General features: G+C 68.4%; 18 protein-coding genes. 9 read left to right on the top strand and 9 right to left on the bottom strand.

Annotated elements, in window-relative coordinates; all coding sequences use genetic code 11:
* Positions 1 to 72: 72 nt before the first annotated feature.
* On the top strand, positions 73 to 1,089 hold the full coding sequence (locus ACTFO6_RS09665; RefSeq protein ID WP_439934247.1) for an alpha/beta fold hydrolase: 1,017 nt from the start codon (positions 73 to 75) through the stop codon (positions 1,087 to 1,089).
* A 102-nt stretch (positions 1,090 to 1,191) separates the two neighbouring features.
* Here ACTFO6_RS09665 and ACTFO6_RS09660 read toward each other — a convergent pair whose 3' ends face one another.
* From ACTFO6_RS09660 to ACTFO6_RS09645, 4 genes are all read right to left on the bottom strand, one after another.
* Entirely contained in the window at positions 1,192 to 2,880 is a 1,689-nt protein-coding gene (locus ACTFO6_RS09660) for an ABC1 kinase family protein (protein ID WP_439934246.1), read from the bottom strand.
* A 60-nt stretch (positions 2,881 to 2,940) separates the two neighbouring features.
* Positions 2,941 to 3,600 (bottom strand): DUF6781 family protein, encoded by a 660-nt coding sequence (locus ACTFO6_RS09655; protein ID WP_439934245.1) that lies wholly within the window; start codon positions 3,598 to 3,600, stop codon positions 2,941 to 2,943.
* A gap of 276 nt (positions 3,601 to 3,876) precedes the next feature.
* Positions 3,877 to 4,272: a hypothetical protein gene (locus tag ACTFO6_RS09650; RefSeq protein ID WP_439934244.1), complete on the bottom strand. Its 396-nt coding sequence runs from the start codon at positions 4,270 to 4,272 to the stop codon at positions 3,877 to 3,879.
* Positions 4,273 to 4,349: 77 nt separating this feature from the next.
* Complete coding sequence (locus tag ACTFO6_RS09645) at positions 4,350 to 5,063, bottom strand: TetR family transcriptional regulator (RefSeq protein ID WP_439934243.1); 714 nt, start codon at positions 5,061 to 5,063, stop codon at positions 4,350 to 4,352.
* Between the two features lie 187 nt (positions 5,064 to 5,250).
* Here ACTFO6_RS09645 and ACTFO6_RS09640 point away from each other — a divergent pair, with 187 nt between their 5' ends.
* The 4 genes from ACTFO6_RS09640 to ACTFO6_RS09625 all read left to right on the top strand — a co-directional run bounded on the left by ACTFO6_RS09640 (position 5,251) and on the right by ACTFO6_RS09625 (position 11,966).
* Positions 5,251 to 6,405: an efflux RND transporter periplasmic adaptor subunit gene (locus ACTFO6_RS09640; RefSeq protein WP_439934242.1), complete on the top strand. Its 1,155-nt coding sequence runs from the start codon at positions 5,251 to 5,253 to the stop codon at positions 6,403 to 6,405.
* Positions 6,406 to 6,422: 17 nt separating this feature from the next.
* On the top strand, positions 6,423 to 9,629 hold the full coding sequence (locus ACTFO6_RS09635; protein WP_439934241.1) for an efflux RND transporter permease subunit: 3,207 nt from the start codon (positions 6,423 to 6,425) through the stop codon (positions 9,627 to 9,629).
* Positions 9,619 to 11,055 (top strand): efflux transporter outer membrane subunit, encoded by a 1,437-nt coding sequence (locus ACTFO6_RS09630; protein WP_439934240.1) that lies wholly within the window; start codon positions 9,619 to 9,621, stop codon positions 11,053 to 11,055. Before ACTFO6_RS09635 ends, ACTFO6_RS09630 begins: the two co-directional genes overlap by 11 nt.
* 143 nt (positions 11,056 to 11,198) lie before the next feature.
* Positions 11,199 to 11,966, top strand: coding sequence for a fumarylacetoacetate hydrolase family protein (locus tag ACTFO6_RS09625; protein WP_439934239.1), 768 nt, complete (start codon positions 11,199 to 11,201; stop codon positions 11,964 to 11,966).
* Positions 11,967 to 11,969: 3 nt separating this feature from the next.
* Here ACTFO6_RS09625 and ACTFO6_RS09620 read toward each other — a convergent pair whose 3' ends face one another.
* The 5 genes from ACTFO6_RS09620 to ACTFO6_RS09600 form a co-directional block, all read right to left on the bottom strand.
* Positions 11,970 to 12,176 (bottom strand): hypothetical protein, encoded by a 207-nt coding sequence (locus tag ACTFO6_RS09620; protein ID WP_439934238.1) that lies wholly within the window; start codon positions 12,174 to 12,176, stop codon positions 11,970 to 11,972.
* A 114-nt stretch (positions 12,177 to 12,290) separates the two neighbouring features.
* Entirely contained in the window at positions 12,291 to 12,719 is a 429-nt protein-coding gene (locus ACTFO6_RS09615; RefSeq protein ID WP_439934237.1) for a carboxypeptidase-like regulatory domain-containing protein, read from the bottom strand.
* 39 nt (positions 12,720 to 12,758) lie between these two features.
* On the bottom strand, positions 12,759 to 14,093 hold the full coding sequence (locus tag ACTFO6_RS09610; RefSeq protein WP_439934236.1) for an FAD-binding oxidoreductase: 1,335 nt from the start codon (positions 14,091 to 14,093) through the stop codon (positions 12,759 to 12,761).
* The gene (locus ACTFO6_RS09605) at positions 14,090 to 15,310 is read right to left on the bottom strand and encodes a class I SAM-dependent methyltransferase (protein ID WP_439934235.1); all 1,221 of its coding nucleotides are present in this window, start codon (positions 15,308 to 15,310) and stop codon (positions 14,090 to 14,092) included. The genes ACTFO6_RS09610 and ACTFO6_RS09605 overlap by 4 nt, the downstream gene beginning before the upstream one ends.
* Before the next feature lie 16 nt (positions 15,311 to 15,326).
* Positions 15,327 to 16,355, bottom strand: coding sequence for an aldo/keto reductase (locus ACTFO6_RS09600; RefSeq protein WP_439934234.1), 1,029 nt, complete (start codon positions 16,353 to 16,355; stop codon positions 15,327 to 15,329).
* A 168-nt stretch (positions 16,356 to 16,523) separates the two neighbouring features.
* Here ACTFO6_RS09600 and ACTFO6_RS09595 point away from each other — a divergent pair, with 168 nt between their 5' ends.
* The 4 genes from ACTFO6_RS09595 to ACTFO6_RS09580 all read left to right on the top strand — a co-directional run bounded on the left by ACTFO6_RS09595 (position 16,524) and on the right by ACTFO6_RS09580 (position 19,300).
* On the top strand, positions 16,524 to 17,138 hold the full coding sequence (locus ACTFO6_RS09595; protein ID WP_439934233.1) for a cysteine dioxygenase: 615 nt from the start codon (positions 16,524 to 16,526) through the stop codon (positions 17,136 to 17,138).
* The gene (locus ACTFO6_RS09590; protein WP_439934232.1) at positions 17,135 to 17,863 is read left to right on the top strand and encodes an enoyl-CoA hydratase/isomerase family protein; all 729 of its coding nucleotides are present in this window, start codon (positions 17,135 to 17,137) and stop codon (positions 17,861 to 17,863) included. Before ACTFO6_RS09595 ends, ACTFO6_RS09590 begins: the two co-directional genes overlap by 4 nt.
* A gap of 64 nt (positions 17,864 to 17,927) precedes the next feature.
* Positions 17,928 to 18,911, top strand: a complete 984-nt coding sequence (locus ACTFO6_RS09585; RefSeq protein ID WP_439934295.1) for an NAD(P)H-quinone oxidoreductase — start codon at positions 17,928 to 17,930, stop codon at positions 18,909 to 18,911.
* Between the two features lie 29 nt (positions 18,912 to 18,940).
* A complete protein-coding gene (locus tag ACTFO6_RS09580) occupies positions 18,941 to 19,300 on the top strand; it encodes a Lin0512 family protein (RefSeq protein ID WP_439934231.1) in 360 nt (119 codons plus the stop codon).
* Positions 19,301 to 19,409: the final 109 nt, after the last annotated feature.

The raw sequence follows: 19,409 nt of genomic DNA, 5'->3' as shown, positions 1-19,409 counted from the left end.
CGGACGTGCCGCCCCGTTCCGGGAGCGCCGATCCCCGCAATCGCGGCAAGATTCCAATGAACCTGCCGCGGGATGGCGGGCCGCGGTATCATCGGCGGCCATGCATTCGTCCGCCACGGATCGCGCAGCGGCCGTCCCGACGCCATGAGTCCCCGCCACGGCCACCTCCTGTGCCTCGACCCCCACGGCTTTCACCGCATCGCCTACGCCGAGTGGGGCGAGCGGTTTAATCCCCACGTGGTGGTGTGCGTCCATGGGCTCACCCGCAACAGCCGGGACTTCGACTTCCTCGCCATGGCCTTGGCCCGGCACTGCCGGGTCGTGTGCATGGACGTGGCGGGGCGCGGCGACAGCGACTGGCTCGAGGACAAGGCGGACTACGGCTTTCCCTTGTACCTCTCGGACGCCGCCACCCTCATCGCCCACGTCACCGCCCCCGCGCCCGAGGGTCCAGGGACCTTTCTGCGGCGACTCCTCGCGCGGGAGCGCCCGCCGCGCCTCGACTGGATCGGCACGTCCATGGGCGGGCTGATCGGCATGATGCTGGCGTCGAAGGCCGGCACCCCCATCCGCCGGCTGGTGCTGAACGACGTGGGTCCCCTGGTGCCCTGGTCCGGCCTGGCGAGGCTCAAAGGCCTCCACGCCCGGCGCAAAGACCGCTTTCGCGACCTGCAGGAAGTGGAGGCCCATCTGCGGGCGGTCTGCGCCAGCTTCGGGCCTCTGGACGACGCCAAGTGGCGGCACGTGGCCCGCCACAGCGCCCGGCAACTGGAGGATGGAAGCTACGCCCTCGCTTACGACCCCGGCATCGTCAGCGCCCTGCGCAACCACAACACCGAAGGGATCGAGTTCGGCACCGACTTCCTCATGGGCGTGGATCTCTGGCCCGTGTGGGACGCGGTGCGCTGCCCGACCCTGGTGCTGCGGGGCGCCGAGTCGGATCTGCTGCTCGCGAGCACCGCGCGGGAGATGGCGCAGCGCGGGCCCCAGGCCCGGGTAGTGGAGTTCCCCGGCGTCGGCCACGCCCCCTGGCTCATGACCGAAGACCAGATCGGCGTGGTGCGGGAATTCCTGTTGACGGAGGATTAAAAAAGTTTTTCCTTTCGCGCCCTTTGCACCCTTCGCGTTGAAAATTTCTTTTTCTTCTTTTCTCTGTGTCTCTGCGCCTCTGTGGTTCCACCTTTTTTTACTCTACCGCCGGCCGGAGCGCCAGATGCCCACGATGATCCAGACGCTGTTGAAGAAGGCGACCACGTAGCCCAACACGCCCAGGACGGTGAACAGGGGCAAGCCCAGTACCCGCGGGCCGGAGGTCACGGTCATGACGATAGAGGAGCCAATCACCAGGGAGGCGGTCATGATGCCCATGGTGACCCGGTCCAGGGTGCGGTCCAACTGCTGGCCGAAGTCGTCCAGCCGCTTCAGATCCAGGTCGATGCGGGTCTTGCCCCGCCGCGCCTCCCGGACGAGGCGCGCCAGGTCCCGGGGTACGCTGCCCATCACGTTCACGAAATCGGCGAGGGAATGGCGGCCGCGCCGCAGCAGCTCCGCCGGCCGCAGCCGCTGGGCAAGGGCCCGCCGCAGCAGGGGAGTCAGGTGATCGACGATGTGGAAATCCGGGTCGTACTGGCGCCCCAGCCCCTCTAGCGTGATCAGCGCCTTGAACATGAGGGCGAGATCCGCCGGCATGACGATGGAATGCTCCCGGATGATGCCGGCGAACTGCCGCAGCACCGCGCCGATGCGGATGTCCTTGAGGGGCATGTCCTCGTAGTTGAACACCAGCTCGTTGATGTCGGCGGCGAGCTTCGCTTCGTCCACGTAGGCGTCCCCCGCCCAGTCGAGCAGGACCTCCAGCATGGGCTCCTCGTCCATGCGGGCGAGGCCTGCCAGCAGGTCCACCACCTGGTTGCGGCGCGGGGGCGTGAGGCGCCCCACCATGCCGCAGTCGATGATGACGATGCGGTTGCCCGGAAGGTAGAACACGTTGCCCGGATGGGGATCGGCGTGGAAGAAGCCGTCGATCAGGATCATCTTGAGCACCGCCTCGGCCCCCCGCGCCGCCAGCACCCGCTTGTCCAGCCCGGCCGCCTCCACCGCCGCGAGCTGGGTGGCGGGAACGCCGTCGATGCGCTCCTGCACGTTGAGCGTCTCGCTGGTCCATTCCCAGTAGACCCGGGGGATGACCACGTAGGGGTGGCGGGCGAAGTTTTTGGCGAAGCGCTCCATGTTGCGCGCCTCGACCGAAAGGTCCAGCTCCCGCTCCATGGAGCCCACGAACTGAGCGGCGATCTGCACGGGCTGGTAACGGCGCGCCTCGGGCAGCTCCGCTTCGATCAGCCCCGCCAGATAGGTGAGGATGCGCAAGTCCGCCTCCACCTTCTGGCGGATTCCGGGGCGCCGGACTTTGAGAACGACGGGGGCTCCGTCCTGGAGCCGCGCCCGGTGCACCTGGGCGATGGAGGCGGAGGCGCAAGCGCGGGTTTCCAGGTCCCGGAACACCTCGAACGGCGAGCGGCCCAGGGCCTTCTCCAGCTCCGGCAGCAGCGCCTCGAAGGGCACCGGCGGAACCTCGCTGTGGAGCTTTTCGAACTCGGCGATCCACTGGGGCGGGAAGACGTCTACCCGGGTCGCCATGACCTGGCCCAGCTTGACGAAGGTGGGCCCCAGCTCTTCCAGGGCGAGCCGGATGCGCTGGGGCGGCTCCAGCCCGGTGCCCGTCCCCGCTTCGCCCCATTGCAGGATCTGCCCGGCCCGCTCCAGCAGGGTGCCGATGCCGAGCCGGCGCACCAGGTCGCCCAGGCCGTGGCGGATCAGAACCGAGCTGATCTCATGCAGACGCGGAAGGTCCCGCATGAAACTGAGCGTCTCCCTGAACATCGAGGCTCCCGCTCCTGACGCGACGGCCCCTGGGGCGAAGCCGCCCCCGGCCACCGAAGACTATCGCTTCGCTTCGGAGCGCCGCTCGCGCAGGGAATCGGCGAGGCCCGAGAGGATCCCGCCCGCCACCTGGGCGAAGCGCGCGCCCACCTCCACCGCGGTCTCCACGCCGGTGAACGCGGCATGCAGGGTCGCCTTCGAGATGCGCTGCCCCAGCTCGGTCATCAGGCGCGCGACTTCGCGCCCGGTTTCGGTGCCGTTGCGCCGCGCCTGGGCCAGGGCTTCCCGCAGCTCCGGCCGGACTCCCTCGCCCGCGGCCTCGGCCACCTGCTCCACGGTGGCGAGGAAATCCTCTTCCAGGCGCCGCAGGCCGTCGAAGGCCACCTGGAGCTCCCGCTCGGACAGACGCCGCCCCTCGGCCAGGAGCTGCTCCAGGGCGAGGCGCCCCGCTTCCACCGAGCGCATGAGGGCCTGGTCCAGCCCCGCCAGGGCTTCCGACACCGCCTGGCGCGTATTTTCCCCGCTGCGCTGGGCTCCGGAGGCGATGCTTTCCCCCATGGTCCGCACCACGTCTCGGATGCCTTCCGGGTCGAACCGGCGGCCCGCCAGGGCTTCCAGAGTGAGGTCATGAACCTGGGTGCGGATGTCCTGCCCTTCCTGGAAGACTTTCTCCGCTTTGAGCTCTTCCCGGGAAGTTCCTTGTGGCTGCTTCTCGGTCATGGGGTCGCCTCCTTTTCCGCTTCCGGTCTGCAAACGCTCGGGCGTCGGCGACCGACGGCATTCGCCTTGCCGTCGATCCCCCTAAGGGGCGGTCGGCGAGGCGGAGCAGGGGCCCCATCGCCACGATGGGGATGCGATCCGAGCTCGGACGCAAGGGGCCGCCGACCGCCATGGCCCCCCTTCGGGGTCAGATCCCCAGCTTGACGCTGGGGCACCTCTTCCGCCCTTCAGCGGCCCCCTCGCCGGGTGCCTCATGCCGCCCCTCCTTTTCCGCTCTCAGTCGGTCGAAATCATCCAGGCCCGTTGGGAAGGGGACGGATGTTCCACGCGGTGCAGCCGCGCCGAGTTCTTGAGCCGCTCCTCCGCCTGCTCCCAGGAGGGGGGCTCCGCGGACGGCTGGGTCCATTCGGCGGTGGCGATTTCCTCGCACCAGTCGCGGAACTTGCCCAGGTCCACCAGGGGCGCGCCCACGCCCCGGTGGGCCCGCTGGTCGGCGGCGCTCTCCCAGACGGACATGAACCAGAAGGTGAGGCCCCGGGTCTTGCGGGTCTGGGTCACCACCCACCCGGGAGCGTGCCGCAGAAAGCGCAACGCCCGCCCGGTATGGAGCATGAAGGGCAGCAGGAGATGGGGGGAGCGCAGGCGTATGCGGGTGAGGGCGACGAAGGCCATGGCGGTCGACGGGAACGCGCAAAGACGACATCAGTATAGAGGCCGCGATGGCGGGATTGAAGCAGGGGCGCGGCCCCCTACCTTCGCGACGAGCCGGCGCCCGCCCGGCGGCGGGCGGAGTGGGGATTCGTGGCGCTGGACTTCCCCGGGCGCGGGGCGGATTGAGCCGGCAGGCGGCGGACCGCCCCGCTGTCCAGGTAGATGTCCACCAGCCGTTCGGCGTCCTTCGCCAGGTCGAAAGAGGCCGGGTCCAACAGCCAGGTGTAGATCAGGCCGAAGAAATAAGCGTCCAGCCCGATGGCCATGCGGCGCACGTCGGTCTTGGGCGGAAGCTGGCCCCGGGTGACCGCATTGCGCAGCGCCCGCTCGATCAGGATGAGCGCAGAGGACCGGCACTGCCGGTGGCGATCCAGGATGGCGGAGAGCTCCCCCACGTATTCGCAGCGGTAGCACAGGATCTCGAACACCCGCCGGCAGCGCGGGTCCTCCACCGTCTTCTTGAGGGCATGCACGCAGGCCTCCCGTAGCCGCGCCAGGGGATCGGCGATGGCGTCGTCCGCCGCCTGCTTCACCATCTCCTCCATGGGCAGGGTAACCCGGTCGGACATGGCCAGGAATAGGTCGGCCTTGTTGGCGAAATGCCAATAGATCGCGCCCCGGGTAACCTCCGCCGCATCGGCGATGTCCTCCAGGGACGTACCGGACACCCCCCTGTCGCGGAATACCCGCTCCGCCGCGTCCAGGATGCGGCTGCGGGTCTCCTGGGCTTCCTCCTTGGTGCGTCTCGCCACGGTCCCTTACACCTTCGAGTAAATGAAAAGCGCAACTGTTACGGTACAAAGCAGCGTCAGGTGTCTACTTTACATACATTCATGTCTGTATGTACACTGGCGCCCCAGCGGTGTTCCTCTATTTTGCTAACGCTCAACGCCGTGGCCCCAGGCGTGTGACCGCTGTCCGTGAGTGGATTTTACGACGATGCCAACCAGGTTCCGTTCCCGAGCCCTCTTTCTGGCCGGTTTCCCTGTGCTCATGGCCGGATGCCAGCCCGCCGGCGCGCCGCCCGCCCCTCCGCCCCCGCCGGCGGTGAGCGTCGTGACCGTGGAGCCCCGGGATCTGCCCGTCACCTACGAATACGTGGGCCAGACCGCCGGCTTCCGGGAAGTGGAGGTGCGGGCCCGGGTGACCGGCATTCTGCTCAAGCGCCACTACCGGGAAGGCGCGCCGGTGAAGGAGGGGCAGTCCCTGTTCCTCATCGATCCCGCGCCGTTCCAGGTGGCGCTCCATCGGGCCGAGGCGGATCTGGCCGTGGCGGAGGCGCGCCTCGCCCAGGCCAGGCGGGACGCGGCGCGGCTTGCGCCCGCGTTCGAGGCCAAGGCAGTGGCACAGAAGGACTACGACGACGCCGTTTCCGCCGAGCGGATCGCCGAGGCCGAAGTGCAGGCGGCCCGGGCCCGCGTGGCCGAGGCCCGGCTCAACCTGGATTACACCCGGGTGGAAGCGCCCATCTCCGGCGTCTCCGGGCGAGCGCTGGTCTCCGAGGGAACGCTCGTCTCCGGCCCGAACGTGCTGCTCACCACGGTGACCCAGACCGACCCCATGTACGTGATCTTCGGCATCCCCGACCGGGAGCGCATGGCCATCCGGGAAGAGGCGGAAAGCGGGCGCCTCAAGCTTCCGCCGGATGGGCGTTTCAAGGTGGTGCTCAATCTGGCGGACGGCCGCACCTACGCCCATCGGGGAACCCTCGACTTTACCGATGTGCGGGTGAACGCCCAGACCGGCACCACCGAGGCCCGCGCCCAGGTGCCCAACCCGGAAGGTTGGCTCCGGGCCGGAGAGTTCGTGCGCGTGGCGCTCCACGGCGCGGTGCGCCCCCAGGCAGTGCTGGTTCCCCAGCGGGCGGTGCTGGAGGGCCCGGGCGGGAAGTTCGTGTACGTGGTCAACGCCGAAGGCAAGGCAGAGCCGCGCCCGGTACAGGCCGGGCCGTGGAACGGGGAATCCTGGGTGATCCGGGAAGGCCTCGCCGCGGGCGAGCGGGTGATCGTGGACGGCGTCATGAAGATCGGGCCTGGCGTGCCGGTGACCGTCACGACCCCGCAGCCGGAACAACGGCCCGGGGCGTCTTCGTGAAATAGCCGGGCCGATCCATGTTCTCCCGCTTCTTCATCGACCGGCCGATCTTCGCGGCCGTGCTCTCCCTCTTCGTCGTGATCGCCGGGCTGGCGGCGATGCGAAGCCTTCCCATCGCCCAGTACCCGGAGATCGCGCCCCCGGTGGTCCTGGTGCGGGCGGTCTATCCCGGGGCCTCGGCCGAGACCCTGGAGCAGACCGTGGCGGCGCCCCTGGAGAACGCCATCAACGGCATTGAGGACATGCTGTACATGAGCTCCACGTCCGCCTCCAACGGGGTGGTGGAGATCCAGGTGACGTTCAACATCGGCGCCGACGTGGACATCGCGGCGGTGAACGTCAACAACCGGGTCAAGCAAGCGGAGGCCCGCCTGCCCGAGGAAGTGCGGCGCCAGGGCGTCACGGTGGAGAAAGGCTCGTCGGCGTTCCTCCAGGTCTTGGCGTTCTATTCGCCCGACGGGCGCTACGACGATCTCTACACCAGCAACTACGTGACGCTCAACGTGCTGGACGTGCTCAAGCGCGTCCCCGGCACCACCAACGTGCAGATCTTCGGCGCCAAGGACTACGCCATGCGCATTTGGGTGCGCCCCGACCGGCTCGCCCAGTTAAAGCTCACCACGGCCGACCTGGTACGTGTCATCAACGAGCAGAACGCCCAGTTCGCCGCCGGCAAGGTCGGCCAGACGCCCACCGGCGGGCCCCAGGAGCTCACCTACACCGTCAACGCCAAAGGCCGGCTCAGCGACGTTTCGGAGTTCGAGAACATCGTGGTGCGGGCGAACCCGGACGGCTCGACGCTGCGGCTCAAGGACGTGGCCCGGGTGGAGCTGGGCTCCAAGGACTACGAGTTCATCGGCCGCTACAACGGCCGGCCCGCCACCCTGGTGGGCATTTTCCTGCAGCCGGGGGCCAACGCCCTGGACGTGGCGCAAAGCGTGAAGACCACCATGGCCGAGCTGGCCCAGCGCTTCCCCGACGGGCTAGCCTATGCCATCCCCTACGACACCACGCGTTTCGTGGAGGTTTCCATCCGGGAAGTGCTGAAGACCCTGGGCGAGGCGATGCTCCTGGTGCTCCTGGTGGTGTACGCGTTCCTGCAAAACGTCCGCGCCACCCTCATCCCCATCATCGCGGTGCCGGTGTCCCTGATCGGCACCTTCGCGGGACTGCTCGCCCTGGGCTACTCCATCAACACCCTGACGCTGTTCGGCATGGTGCTCTCCATCGGCATCGTGGTGGACGACGCCATCGTGGTGCTGGAGAACGTGGAGCGCATCATGCACGAGGATCGCGCTTCGGCGAGGGAGGCGGCGATCAAGGCGATGCGGGAGGTGACCGGTCCGGTGGTGGCGATCGTGCTCACCCTGTGCGCGGTGTTCATCCCCATCGCGTTCCTGGGAGGCTTGACCGGCGAGCTTTACCGCCAGTTCGCCGTCACCATCTCCATCTCGGTGGTCATTTCCGGCCTGGTGGCCCTCACCCTGACGCCGTCCTTGTGCGTGCTCATCTTGAAGCGGGAGCACAAGCAGCCCGGCTGGGTGTTCCACTGGTTCAACGAGGGATTCGGATGGGTCACCCGGCGCTACACCCGGGGCGTGACGTGGATGATCCGGCGCAGCGGCATCGGCATCCTGCTCTTCGCCGGAATGGCGGCCTTGACCGCCGGGCTGTGGCGCTTGACGCCCGGCTCCCTGGTGCCGGACGAGGACCAGGGCTACTACATCGCCGCGGTGTTGCTGCCGGACGGGGCGAGCCTCGAGCGCACCGACCAGGTGGTGGGCGAGGTACTGAAGGCGATCCGGTCCAACCCGGCTAACGAGGATGCGGTGGCCTTCACCGGCTTCGACTTTTTGGGCGGCGCCTTCCGCAACAGCGCCGCCACCATCTTCGTCACCCAGAAGCACTGGGACGAGCGGGACGTGCCCGTGCAGGCCCTCATCGGAGACCTGTTCATGAAAACCGCCCATCTCCAGGAGGCGCTGGTGCTGGCCTTCAACCCGCCGCCCATCTTCGGCCTCGGCAACGCCGGCGGCTTCGAACTATACCTGCAGAACCGCGGCGAAGGCGACCCCAAGCGGCTCGCCCAGGTCACCCAGCAGTTTCTCGCCCGGGTAGCGCAGGACCCCACGTTTGTCCAGGTGAACACCCTGTGGCGATCCAACACACCCCAGCTCTACGTGGACGTGGACCGGGAAAAGGCGAAGGCGCTGGGGGTGCCTATCGACGAGCTGTTCGACACGGTGGCGGCGACGCTGGGCACTTTCTACGTCAATGATTTCAACAAGTACGGGCGCACCTGGCAGGTGCTCATGTCGGCGGAGCCCCGCTACCGCAAGGCGCCGGACGACATCGGTCACGTGTGGCTGCGCAGCCAGCGGGGCGAAATGGTGCCCCTCGCGTCGCTGGCCGCGGTGCGCTACACCTCGGGGCCGGAGACCCTGGACCGGTTCAACAACCTGCCGGCGGCCAAGATCTTCGGCGCGGGCGCCCCGGGCGTGAGCTCCGGCCAGGCCATCGAGGCCATCGAGCGCATCGCCCGGGAAGTGCTGCCCCCCGACTTCAGCTTGGACTGGAGCGGCGCCTCCTACCAGGAGAAGAAGGCGGGCGGCGCCTCCACTCTTGCCCTCGTGATGGCGGTGGTGATGGTGTTCCTGATCCTCGCCGCCCAGTACGAGAAGTGGTCGTTGCCCCTGTCGGTGCTATTCGCCCTGCCCTTCGGCACCTTCGGAGCGCTGGCCGCGGTGTGGCTGCGGGGGCTCACCAACGACGTCTATTTTCAGATCGGGCTGGTGACCCTGCTGGGCCTCGCCGCCAAGAACGCCATCTTGATCGTGGAATACGCCTCGATGAAATTCCACGAGGGCATGTCCGCCAGCGCCGCGGCGGTGGAGGCGGCACGGCTGCGCTTCCGGCCCATCCTGATGACCTCGCTCGCCTTCATCTTCGGTGCGCTGCCGCTGGCGGTATCCACCGGCGCCGGGGCCGGCGCCCGCCACTCGGTGGGCACGGGCGTCGTGGGCGGAATGCTGGCCGCCACCTTCCTCGCCATCTTCTTCGTGCCCCTGTTCTTCAAGCTGATCACGGCGCGCACGCTGCGGGAGCCCCGCTCGACGGAAGACATCCTGCAGGAGGCGGAGCACGCCCGGGCGCTGGCCCATCGGCCCGCGCCCGCCATGCCCCATCGGCATCCCACCAGCAAAGGAGGCAGCGGTGGCGCATAAGCTGCTTCTGTCATTCCTGGTGGTATCTCTCCTCACGGGCTGCGTATCCCTCGCCCCGGATGACGAGTGGCCAGCCCAGGAACTGCCGGCCGCGTGGAAGGTGGCGCCCGCCGACGGCGTCGCCGCCCCGGCCGACCGGTGGTGGATGCTCTACGGGGAGCCCGCCCTCGACCGGCTGGTGGAAGAAGCCCTGACCCACAACCAGGATCTGCAGCTCGCCGTGGCCAGGGTGGATGAAGCCCGGGCCCTCGCCCGGATCGCGGAGGCCCAGCGGCTGCCCTCAGTGGACGCGGCGGCGGAGGCGAGCCGCGGCCGGCGCTCCGAGCGCTCCTCCTTTCCCCTGCCGCCGGGGACCCCCGCCACCCAGGATACCTACCGCGGCACCCTCAACGTGGCCTACGAGCTCGACCTGTGGGGACGGTTGAAGAACGCCGCCGAGGCCGCCCGCGCCCGCCTGCTCGCGACCCGTGCCGCCCAGGAAACCGTGCGCCTCGTCCTCACCGCCCAGGTGACCCGGTCCTATTTCAATCTGGCCGCCCTGGACGGCCAGGTGGAGGCCACCCGCCGCTCCCTGGCGCTGCGCCTGGAAGAGTTGGAACTGCAGAGGGTCCGGCATCGGAGCGGCTTGATCGGCGAATTCGAGTTGCGGCAGCGGGAAGCGGAAGTGGCCTCGGCCCGCTCCCAGCTTTCCGCCCTCGAGCGCGCCCGGGAAGCGGAGGAAGCGGCCCTCGCCCTGCTCCTGGGCCGCAGCCCCCGGGCCATTCTCGAGGGCGAGGTGGAGCGGGGAGCCCACCGGGACGCGCCGCCCGCCGTGGTGGTGCCGGAGGGCCTGCCCTCCGATCTCCTGCTGCGGCGCCCGGACCTGGTGGAAGCGGAGCAGTCGCTGATCGCCGCCCACGCCGATATCGGCGCGGCGCGGGCGGCCCTCTTCCCCCGCATCGCTCTGACCGGCTTTCTCGGCTCCGAGAGCGCGTCCTTGTCGGACCTCTTCTCCGGACCGGCGGGCGTCTGGCAACTGGCGGCAGGGCTCACGCAACCCATCTTCCAGGGCGGTCGGCTCCTCGCCGAAGTGGAGGCAACCAAGGCCCGGCAGCGCCAGGCGGTGGCCCAGTACCGGAAAGCGATCCAGCAAGCCTTCAGCGAGGTGCGGGAAGCCCTCGCCCGCCAGACCCGCTCCCGGGAGATCTTTGAGGCGGAAGGCAGCCGCATGCAGGCCCTCACCGAGACCCTGCGGCTCGCCCGGGTACGCTACGCCCAGGGGCTCTCCAGCCAGTTGGAAGTGCTGGACGCCGAGCGCAGTCTCCTTGCGGCGGAATTGAGCCGCATCGACGCCCTGCGGGATCAGCGGGCGGCGGTGGCCGATCTGGTGAGAGCCTTGGGGGGCGGCTGGGGCGAGGCGGCCCGCCTTTCCCGAGCCCGTCCGTAACCCGGAACCTCCACGGCTATTCCGGGCCGCGCCGATCCGCGGTATGCTTGCCTCGGATCGCGATACGTCCATTCACATCGCGAAATTTGGGGCGCGGCTTCTTTGCGCTTAGCCGTCGTTTTTCCGCCGCAAGAGAGGATTCAATGACCCAATGGGTACGCTATGAGGCCGAAGGCCGCATCGGGTTCGGAACGCTGGAAGGGGAGGACATCGCGGAGCACGAAGGCGATCTCTTCGCCTCGCCCCGGCCTACGGGGAAGCGCCTGCCCCTTGCCGAGGTCAAGCTCCTCGCCCCCTGCGCGCCGGGCAAGATGGTGGCCCTGTGGAACAACTTCCACGCCCTCGCCGCCAAGCTCAAGGTGCCGGAGCCGCCCGAGCCCCTCTACCTGCTCAAGGCCAACAACTCGTTCCTCGCTCCCGGCGAGACCATTCGCGCGCCCCGGGCCTACGAGGGCAAGGTGGTGTTCGAGGGGGAGCTGGGGATCGTGATCGGAAAACGGGTGAGCGGCTGCAGCGAGGAAGAGGCCCCCCGCTACATCTTCGGCTACACCTGCGTGAACGACGTGACCGCGGCGGAGATCATCCAGAAGGATCCCACCTTCCCCCAGTGGGTGCGGGCCAAGGGCTACGACACCTTCGGTCCGTTCGGGCCGGCGATCGCCACCGGCCTCGACCCCCACCGGCTTACGGTGCGCACGATCCTCAACGGGGAAGAGCGGCAGAACTATCCCGTGTCCGACATGATCTTCGGGCCGCACCGGCTGGTGGCCCTCATTTCCCGGGACATGACCCTGGAGCCGGGGGACGTGATCGCCTGCGGCACGTCGGTGGGCGTGGGCTCCATGAAGCCGGGCAGCACCGTGGAGGTGGCGATCGAAGGGATCGGCATCCTCACCAACCGGTTCGAGTAAACCTTACCCGGCGCTTTCCTTGGCCAGGGCGGCGGCGATCTCCTCCAGCGCCTCGGCCTGGGCCTCGAAGCCCTCTTCCCGGGCGTGGTCGGCGATCACGGCGAGGCTCGCATTGCGCGCCAGGGCGTGCGCCAGGGCCCCGTCCGGGCGGGCCACCGCGTTGAGGCTGGCGAGAATGCGTTCGGCGCGCTCCTTGAGCTCTGTGTCCATACCCACGCCTCCCGCAACGGACAATCGTTAGACGGCCGGGCGGCGGGGGCGTTCCTTCCTCAGCAGACCCGAGAAAGGACCGGGTCCATCCCCGGGAATGAACGGCTCAGGGCGCTATGGGCTCCACTCGAACACGAGCTGGGCCCGCTTGCCCTGTGTAAGATCGACCCGCCGGGTGATGAGCTGACCGCGCACTTCCGCAACCACGGTGTAGCGGCCCTCCGGCAGCTTGGCCAGCAGGAAGGGCCCTTCGGCAGTGGTCTCCAGCAAGCTCTTACCTGCGGCATCCTGGATGCTCACCCGTACGTTAGCCAGGTAGTGCCAGGTGTTCGGGCCACCGCGCTCGACGAAAAGCAAGCTCAAGGGGTAGCGGTCCTGGACCCTCTTGATGGCGTCCGACTCCTCCTTGCCCACGCCCCCGGTGAGATAAGTTACGGACCCTTGAGATCTTTCCGGAGGAAGCGCGAACTCTTGGGCAGCGGCGGACGCCGCGACAAGCCCCAGAGCGAGGAGCCCGAAACCCGCAACTTTCTTACGCCTCATAACGAATTCTTCCTCTATAGCGACGGAAACCAACGGCTATCAGCGTCCCAGGACGCACTTCTGGTACAGGTCAGGGAATGCCCCTTCCGGGTCGTATCGAGTCTTCAACCGGTGGTAGGCCTCCCCCCCGTAGATCCGCCAGAACTCGTCCTCGGTGAAATATGACTCGGAATAGAGGGATTTGATTCCGCCCAGGGCCTGGACCTTCTTTTCGATGAGCCGGTTGTGGTATCCAGCAGGGAAGGCTTCGCGGCGCCTCACCACGTCCCAGAAGCCGAAGTTCACGTAAAGCTGCCCGGGACGCATGGGGTAGAGGGCGTAATCCCCCGAGTGCACCCGGATGGGGCAGATCCAGACGGGCAGAATGCCGATCTCGCCTAGGAAAAAGTCCAGGAACTCGGCGCAGCGCGACAGCGGAATGTCCACGTCCTGGATCACCGACTCGGTGTGCCAGCCCATCACCCGATTCAAGACCCGGGTGAGCCCCCAGCGGGCGTTCCAGCGCATGATGCGGGTGTAAGTCACCGAGTTGAGCCGGGACGGGCCGAAGACGAAGCGCCGCAACAGCGGGTTTTGGGCCCCCAGGTTCTTCGAGCACCAGAACCAGTCGGTGTCCCAACGCCACAGGTAGTCCCGCACCGTGAGGTAGTCCTCCGGCCGGCTGCGCAGCGAGCGGTAGTAGATGCGCTCGAAACGGTAGTCGCTCGCGTACGGCGCCTGGTCCACGAAACGGCCCAGGGTGAGAACCAGCTCGTCGCGCCCGAACACCACGCCGTCGATGAAGTCCGCATCTCCGTGGCATTCGCCCTCGAGCGCCTCGAAAAAGCGGCGGGCGTCGCCGAAGCGCCGATGCTCCAGGCGCACGTAGGGCTTGACTGGCACCGCCTTCACCTTGAGCCGCAGGGCGTAGCCCAGGGTGCCGTAGGAATTGGGGAAGCCGTAGAACAGGTCCCGGTGCTCGTTGTCCCGGCGGGCGATGACGACGCGCCTGTCCCCGGTCAAGACCTCCAGCTCCTCCACCGTCTCATGCACCAGCCCGTAGAGGAAGGCGCTGGATTCGATCCCCACGCCGGCCACGGCCCCTCCCAGGGTGATGGATTTCAACTGGGGCACCACGGCGGGCATCATGCCGCAGGCCAGGGCCGCGTCGGTCAGCCGCTCGTAGGTCACCATGCCCTCGGCTTCGATCAGGCCGGCCGCCGGGTCCACCCGCAGCACCGTGTCGAAGTCCGCCACGTCGAGGCGCTGCTTGGCTTGCTCTCGCCGGTCGCGAAACAGGTTGGACGTGCCCTTGGCCAGCCCCACCGGCCCCTGCCGGGACGCGAGCAGCGCCCGCAGCCGCTCCACCTTGGCCGCGTGGGTCGCGCCGTTCATGGGCTCGCTTCGCCCCGGTACAGGAAAGCCCGGCTCATGGGATAGGTGGTGGTGTTGCCCTTGGAGTACACGATCTGGAAGAGATGGGTGTACCCGTGGGGGGAGCGGAACATTTCCGCGCAGGAATAGAGATAGACCCGCCACTTGCGTCGAAAGCGCTCGTCGAACTTCCGGGGATCGAGGGCGTGGATTTCCTCCCAGTGGGCGTCGAAGCGCTCGGCCCAGGCGTCCAGGGTGAGGGCGTAATGGCGCCGCAGGTTCTCCACGTCCAGGATTTCGAGCCCGGCGCGTTCCATCGCCTCGATGGTCTCGGAGAGGGCCGGGATCCAGCCGCCGGGAAAGATATGGGCGCGGATCCAGTACTCGGTCTCGTAGCGTCCCACGTGGCCAATGAAATGCAGCACGCCGATCCCGCCAGGCTTCAGGCAATCGGCATGGGCGCGCACCACTTCCTCCAACTGGTCCCGCCCGGCGTGCTCCAGCACGCCGATGGAGCACACCTTGTCGTAGGTCCCCGGCACCTGGCGGAAGTCCGCCTCCACCGCCTCGATCTGGTCCTCAAGCCCCCGGCGGGCGATCTCCTCCCGCATGGCCTTGACCTGCTCGGGGGTCGTGTTGACGCCCACGCCGGTGACGCCGTAGCGCTCGTGGGCGTAGAAGAGAAAGCCACCCCAGCCGCAGCCGATGTCCACTACCCGCTCGCCGGGGGCGAGCCGCAGCTTGCGGCACACGTGCTCCAGCTTGTTCTGCTGGGCCTGCTCCAGGGTGCGAGTGCCCTCCTTCCAGTAGGCGCAGGTGTACATCATGTAGGGGTGGTCGAGCCAGAAGCGGTAGAACGCCGTCTCCAGGCCGTAGTGATAGCGGGCGTTGGCCTTGGCCTGCTCGACGGTGCGGTTACCGTAGCGCAGCTCGTGCCAGCGGTTGCGCGCTCGCACCAAGGGGCCCGGGCGGCGGTCGAACCCGCCCTCCATGCCGGCGCGGATGGCGAGCCTTAAGTCTCCCTCCAGCTCGATCTCCCGGTCGAAGTAAGCTTCCAGGAATCCCACGTGGCCGAAGAGGGCCGTGGCCCGCTCGGCGGCCCGGGTCTTGAAGGTGATGACAAACGCCGGGTCGTCGTCGGCCTGGTTTTCGTAGCTGGAGCCGTCGGCGAAAACCACCCGGAAGGGGATGGCGCTCTTCGCGCCCACCGCGGCGAAGACTCGTTTCAGCACACCCATGGCGCCCCGTCGAGGTTCAATTTCCCGTCCGGGCGGGAGCCGCGTCCACCACCCGCCCGCGGACCGGGTACTTGGGGTCGGTGTAACCGGGGGTGGAGGGATGCCCGGGAGGCACCCGGGCATCGAGAAAGGCTTCGTCCTCGGCGTCCAGCCGGTGCTCCAGGGCCCCCAGGTACTCCTGCCACTGTTCCAGCGTGCGCGGTCCGGCGAGCACGGAGGTAACCAACCGATTGGCCAGCACCCAGTTGAGGGCCCACTGACCGGCGCTCATGCCCTTGGCTTCGGCCCGAGCCTTGATTTCCTGGGCAAGGACCAAGGACTCGGGGCGGAATTCGGTTTGCATCATCCGCTCGTCGCGGCGTCCCGCCCGCGTCTCTTCGGGGGGCGCCTCCCCCGGCCGGTACTTGCCCGTGAGCACCCCCCGGGCGAGGGGGCTGTAGGGGACGACTCCCAGGCCTAGCTCGCCGCAGGCCGGCAGGATCTCCACCTCCGGCATCCGGTTCATGGCGTTGTAATAGGGCTGGCAGGCGACCGGTGGCGGAACGCCCATCTGCCTCGCCAGGCAAACCAGGGAGGCGATGCGGTAAGCGCGGAAGTTGGACACGCCCCAATAGCGCGCCTTGCCGGCGCGGATCAGGTCGCCGAGGGCGGCCAGGGTCTCTTCCTGGGGCGTATCGTAATCGTCCAGGTGCAGGTAGTAGATGTCCACGTAGTCCGTGCCGAGCCGGGCGAGGCTCGCCTCCAGGGCCACCGCCAGCCACTTGCGGGACAGCCCCCCGGCATGGACTTCGCCGCCCACCTTGTTCCCCACCTTGGTGGCCAGGACCCAGTGGTGGCGGTGGGGTTGGAGGAGCCGGCCGGTCAAGCGCTCCGACTCTCCTTTCCCATAGTTGTCGGCCGTGTCGATGAAGTTCACCCCCGCCTCGTAGGCCGAGGCGACGATGCGCGCCGCCTCGGCGGCGTCGGTGCGGTCGCCGAACATCATGGTGCCGAGGCACAAAGGCGAAACCTTGAGCCCGCTCTCTCCAAGGCGGCGGTAGATCATGGTGATCTGATGACAGGAAGGGGCCCGGCGGAGCGGGGCGCGGGGTATGTTATCCTATCGTCCCCGACGCACAAAAGCCCTCGCGCTCCCTGCCCCTCGACCGCGGCACGGGGTGCAGATGGAGTTTCAAGCAGACCATAGCCTTCTTTCCGCTCCAGGAGGCAGACAGTGAACACGGCCCGCTTTCGCACGTTCGTCCAGGAAATGACCCGCTTGGTGGAATCCGCCGGCGGCGACGAAGCCCGCCTCCTGGAAGAGGGGAGGAAGCTCCTCTCGGCCCTGGTGTCCCATGACGACTGGCTGCAGGAAGAATTCGCCCGGCCCCACCCCGATCACTACCAGCAATACCTGCTCCATTGCGATCCCCTGGAACGGTTCAGCGTGGTCTCTTTCGTGTGGGGCCCGGGCCAGGCGACGCCGGTCCACGATCACACGGTCTGGGGCATGGTAGGCATGATGCGCGGGGCGGAGCGGTGCCGGGAGTACGATTTCCAGGGGCCCGGGCGCCCCCTCGCGGCCGGTCACGAGCACCTCCTCCAGCCCGGCCAGGTGGACCTGGTGAGCCCCCGCATCGGCGACGTGCACCAGGTGTCGAACGCGCTCCAAGACCGCCCCTCGGTGTCGATCCACGTCTACGGGGCCAACATCGGCGCGGTGGCGCGCCACGTGTACGTGCCGGAGACGGGGGAAGCGAAGCCGTTCGTCTCGGGCTATTCCAACACCGCCCTGCCTAACATTTGGGATCGGTCGGCGGAAGTCCGCGTCTCCCTGGCCGCCGCATGAATCCGGGCGAACCGCTCCTCATCGCCCGCACCGAGGGCGTCGCGCGCTTGACCCTCCACCGGCCCCACAAGGCGAACGCCCTGGACGGCGCCCTGGTGGAGGCCCTGATCGCCGCGGTGGAGGCGGCGGCGGGCGACGGCACCCGGCTCCTGATCCTGGACGGCAGCGGCGAGCACTTCTGCGCCGGCTTCGACTTCAGCGACTTCGAAAGCCAGACCGAGGGCGACCTGGCGCTGCGGTTCCTGCGCATCGAGACCCTGCTCCAGGCCATCTATCACGCCCCCTTCCAGACCCTCGCCCTGGCCCACGGCCGCAACTTCGGCGCCGGCGCCGACCTGGTGGTGGCGTGCAGTCGGCGGATCGCTTCCCCCGAGGCCACCTTTCGCATGCCGGGCCTGCGCTTCGGCGTGGTGCTGGGCACCCGCCGGCTCGCGCACCGGGTCGGCCCGGAAGAGGCGCGGCGGCTCTTGATCGAGAGCCGCACCTTCGGCGCCGACGAAGCCATGGACACGGGATTTCTGAGCCGCATCGCCGCCCGGGACGAGTGGGAGGACCTGATCGCCGAGGCGGCGCGGGAGGCCCGGGCCTTGCCCCTGGAGAGCGCGGCGCGGCTCAACGCCCTGACGGTGACCGAGAGCCGGGACGCCGACATGGCGGAGCTCGCCCGTTCCGTCGGCCGGCCGGGCCTCAAGGCGCGCCTCCGAGCGTTCCGCGCTGAAGGCTGAAAGCGCCTCCGTGGCTAATATCTTGTTGATCGAGGACGTCATGAGCGAAGCAATACCGACGACCATGCAGGCAGTGGAGATCAAGGAAGCCGGTCCCCCCGAGACGTTGATCCTGACCACTCGGCCGGTGCCGCAGCCCCAGGCCGGGGAAGTACTCATCCAAGTCGCCGCGGCCGGGGTGAACCGACCCGACGTGCTCCAGCGCCAGGGCAAGTATCCTCCCCCGCCCGGCGCCTCCGACCTGCCGGGCCTGGAGGTGGCGGGCACCGTCGTCCAACTGGGCAACGGCGCGGCTCCCTGGCGGGTGGGGGACCCGGTGTGCGCCCTGTTGGCAGGCGGCGGCTACGCCGAGTACGTGACGGCCCCTGCCGCCCAGTGCCTGCCCGTCCCCAAGGGCTTGACCCTGACGGAAGCGGCCTCCCTCCCCGAGACCTTCTTCACCGTATGGCACAACGTGTTCGAGCGGGGTCGCCTAAAACCGGGCGAGAGCTTTCTGGTCCAGGGGGGCACGAGCGGCATCGGCGTCACCGCCATCCAGATGGTGAAGGCCTTCGGCCACCGGGTGTTCGCCACCGCCGGCTCCGACGAGAAATGCGCCGCCTGCGTCAAGCTGGGGGCGGACCGGGCCATCAACTACAAGACCGAGGACTTCGTCCAGGTGGTGCACCAGGAGACCGGAGGCCGCGGCGTGGACGTGATCCTGGACATGGTGGGTGGGGACTACATCCCCCGGGAGCTGAAGGCCCTCGCCGACGACGGGCGTCTGGTGCTGATCGCCTTCCTCGGCGGCGCCAAGGCGACGGTCAACTTCGCCGAGGTGATGCTGCGCCGGCTCACCATCACCGGCTCCACCCTGCGGGCGCGGCCGGTGGACGTGAAGGCGGCCATCGCCCGGGCCCTCCAGGAGAAGGTCTGGCCCCTCATCGAGGCGGGCAAGATCAAGCCGGTGATCCACGCCACCTTCCCTCTGGCGCAAGCCGCCCAGGCCCACGCCCTCATGGAAAGCGGCACCCATATCGGCAAGATCGTCCTCGTAGTGGAGCGTTAGCCGCCGGCGGGCTTCCTGGAGGAACGGCGATGAATCTGGCCTACCTGATCGAATTGGGCATGGGCATCGACCAGCACGGCCAAGACGTCACCGTGGCCGCGGTGCGAGCAGTGGAAGATGCGATCCGGCGCAACGCCATGCCCGGGCTCAAGGCTCTGCTGCCCGGGGGAGACTTCCGGTCCATGGAAGTGGAAGTGACCCTGGCGCTGCCCTGCGACCGGGACAAGCTGGACGTGGAGCGGGTGCGCCAGGCCCTGCCCTACGGGCGCGTGACGGTTCAGGTGGTGGACGGCGGCATGCTGGTGCCCAGTGGCACTGTGCTGCCGGAAAAAGGCGACACCAGCGACCTGATGATCGTGGTAAACGCCGCGGTCAAAGTGGGGTTCTGAGGCTCCGGGGCGATGGTGCGATTCGCGTTCCCGGGCGCTGCCCGCCACCTCGGGCGGCATCGGGGGGAACCGTTCGCCCGGCTGTATTTCGCCCTTGCGCTTTTTCCCC

Source organism: Pelomicrobium sp. G1, from assembly GCF_051905455.1.
Classification (GTDB): Bacteria; Pseudomonadota; Gammaproteobacteria; order Burkholderiales; family UBA6910; genus Pelomicrobium.
Note: the sequence above shows the minus strand (reverse complement) of the source record. Positions and strands in the feature narration are given on the sequence as shown.

Bases quoted from the DNA above. Each gene is read 5' to 3' on its own strand.
- ACTFO6_RS09665 (WP_439934247.1), top strand. From the start codon at position 73: ATGGCGGGCCGCGGTATCATCGGCGGCCATGCATTCGTCCGCCACGGA.
- ACTFO6_RS09660 (WP_439934246.1), bottom strand. From the start codon at position 2,880: ATGTTCAGGGAGACGCTCAGTTTCATGCGGGACCTTCCGCGTCTGCAT.
- ACTFO6_RS09655 (WP_439934245.1), bottom strand. From the start codon at position 3,600: ATGACCGAGAAGCAGCCACAAGGAACTTCCCGGGAAGAGCTCAAAGCG.
- ACTFO6_RS09650 (WP_439934244.1), bottom strand. From the start codon at position 4,272: ATGGCCTTCGTCGCCCTCACCCGCATACGCCTGCGCTCCCCCCATCTC.
- ACTFO6_RS09640 (WP_439934242.1), top strand. From the start codon at position 5,251: ATGCCAACCAGGTTCCGTTCCCGAGCCCTCTTTCTGGCCGGTTTCCCT.
- ACTFO6_RS09635 (WP_439934241.1), top strand. From the start codon at position 6,423: ATGTTCTCCCGCTTCTTCATCGACCGGCCGATCTTCGCGGCCGTGCTC.
- ACTFO6_RS09625 (WP_439934239.1), top strand. From the start codon at position 11,199: ATGACCCAATGGGTACGCTATGAGGCCGAAGGCCGCATCGGGTTCGGA.
- ACTFO6_RS09620 (WP_439934238.1), bottom strand. From the start codon at position 12,176: ATGGACACAGAGCTCAAGGAGCGCGCCGAACGCATTCTCGCCAGCCTC.
- ACTFO6_RS09615 (WP_439934237.1), bottom strand. From the start codon at position 12,719: ATGAGGCGTAAGAAAGTTGCGGGTTTCGGGCTCCTCGCTCTGGGGCTT.
- ACTFO6_RS09610 (WP_439934236.1), bottom strand. From the start codon at position 14,093: ATGAACGGCGCGACCCACGCGGCCAAGGTGGAGCGGCTGCGGGCGCTG.
- ACTFO6_RS09605 (WP_439934235.1), bottom strand. From the start codon at position 15,310: ATGGGTGTGCTGAAACGAGTCTTCGCCGCGGTGGGCGCGAAGAGCGCC.
- ACTFO6_RS09600 (WP_439934234.1), bottom strand. From the start codon at position 16,355: ATGATCTACCGCCGCCTTGGAGAGAGCGGGCTCAAGGTTTCGCCTTTG.
- ACTFO6_RS09590 (WP_439934232.1), top strand. From the start codon at position 17,135: ATGAATCCGGGCGAACCGCTCCTCATCGCCCGCACCGAGGGCGTCGCG.
- ACTFO6_RS09585 (WP_439934295.1), top strand. From the start codon at position 17,928: ATGCAGGCAGTGGAGATCAAGGAAGCCGGTCCCCCCGAGACGTTGATC.
- ACTFO6_RS09580 (WP_439934231.1), top strand. From the start codon at position 18,941: ATGAATCTGGCCTACCTGATCGAATTGGGCATGGGCATCGACCAGCAC.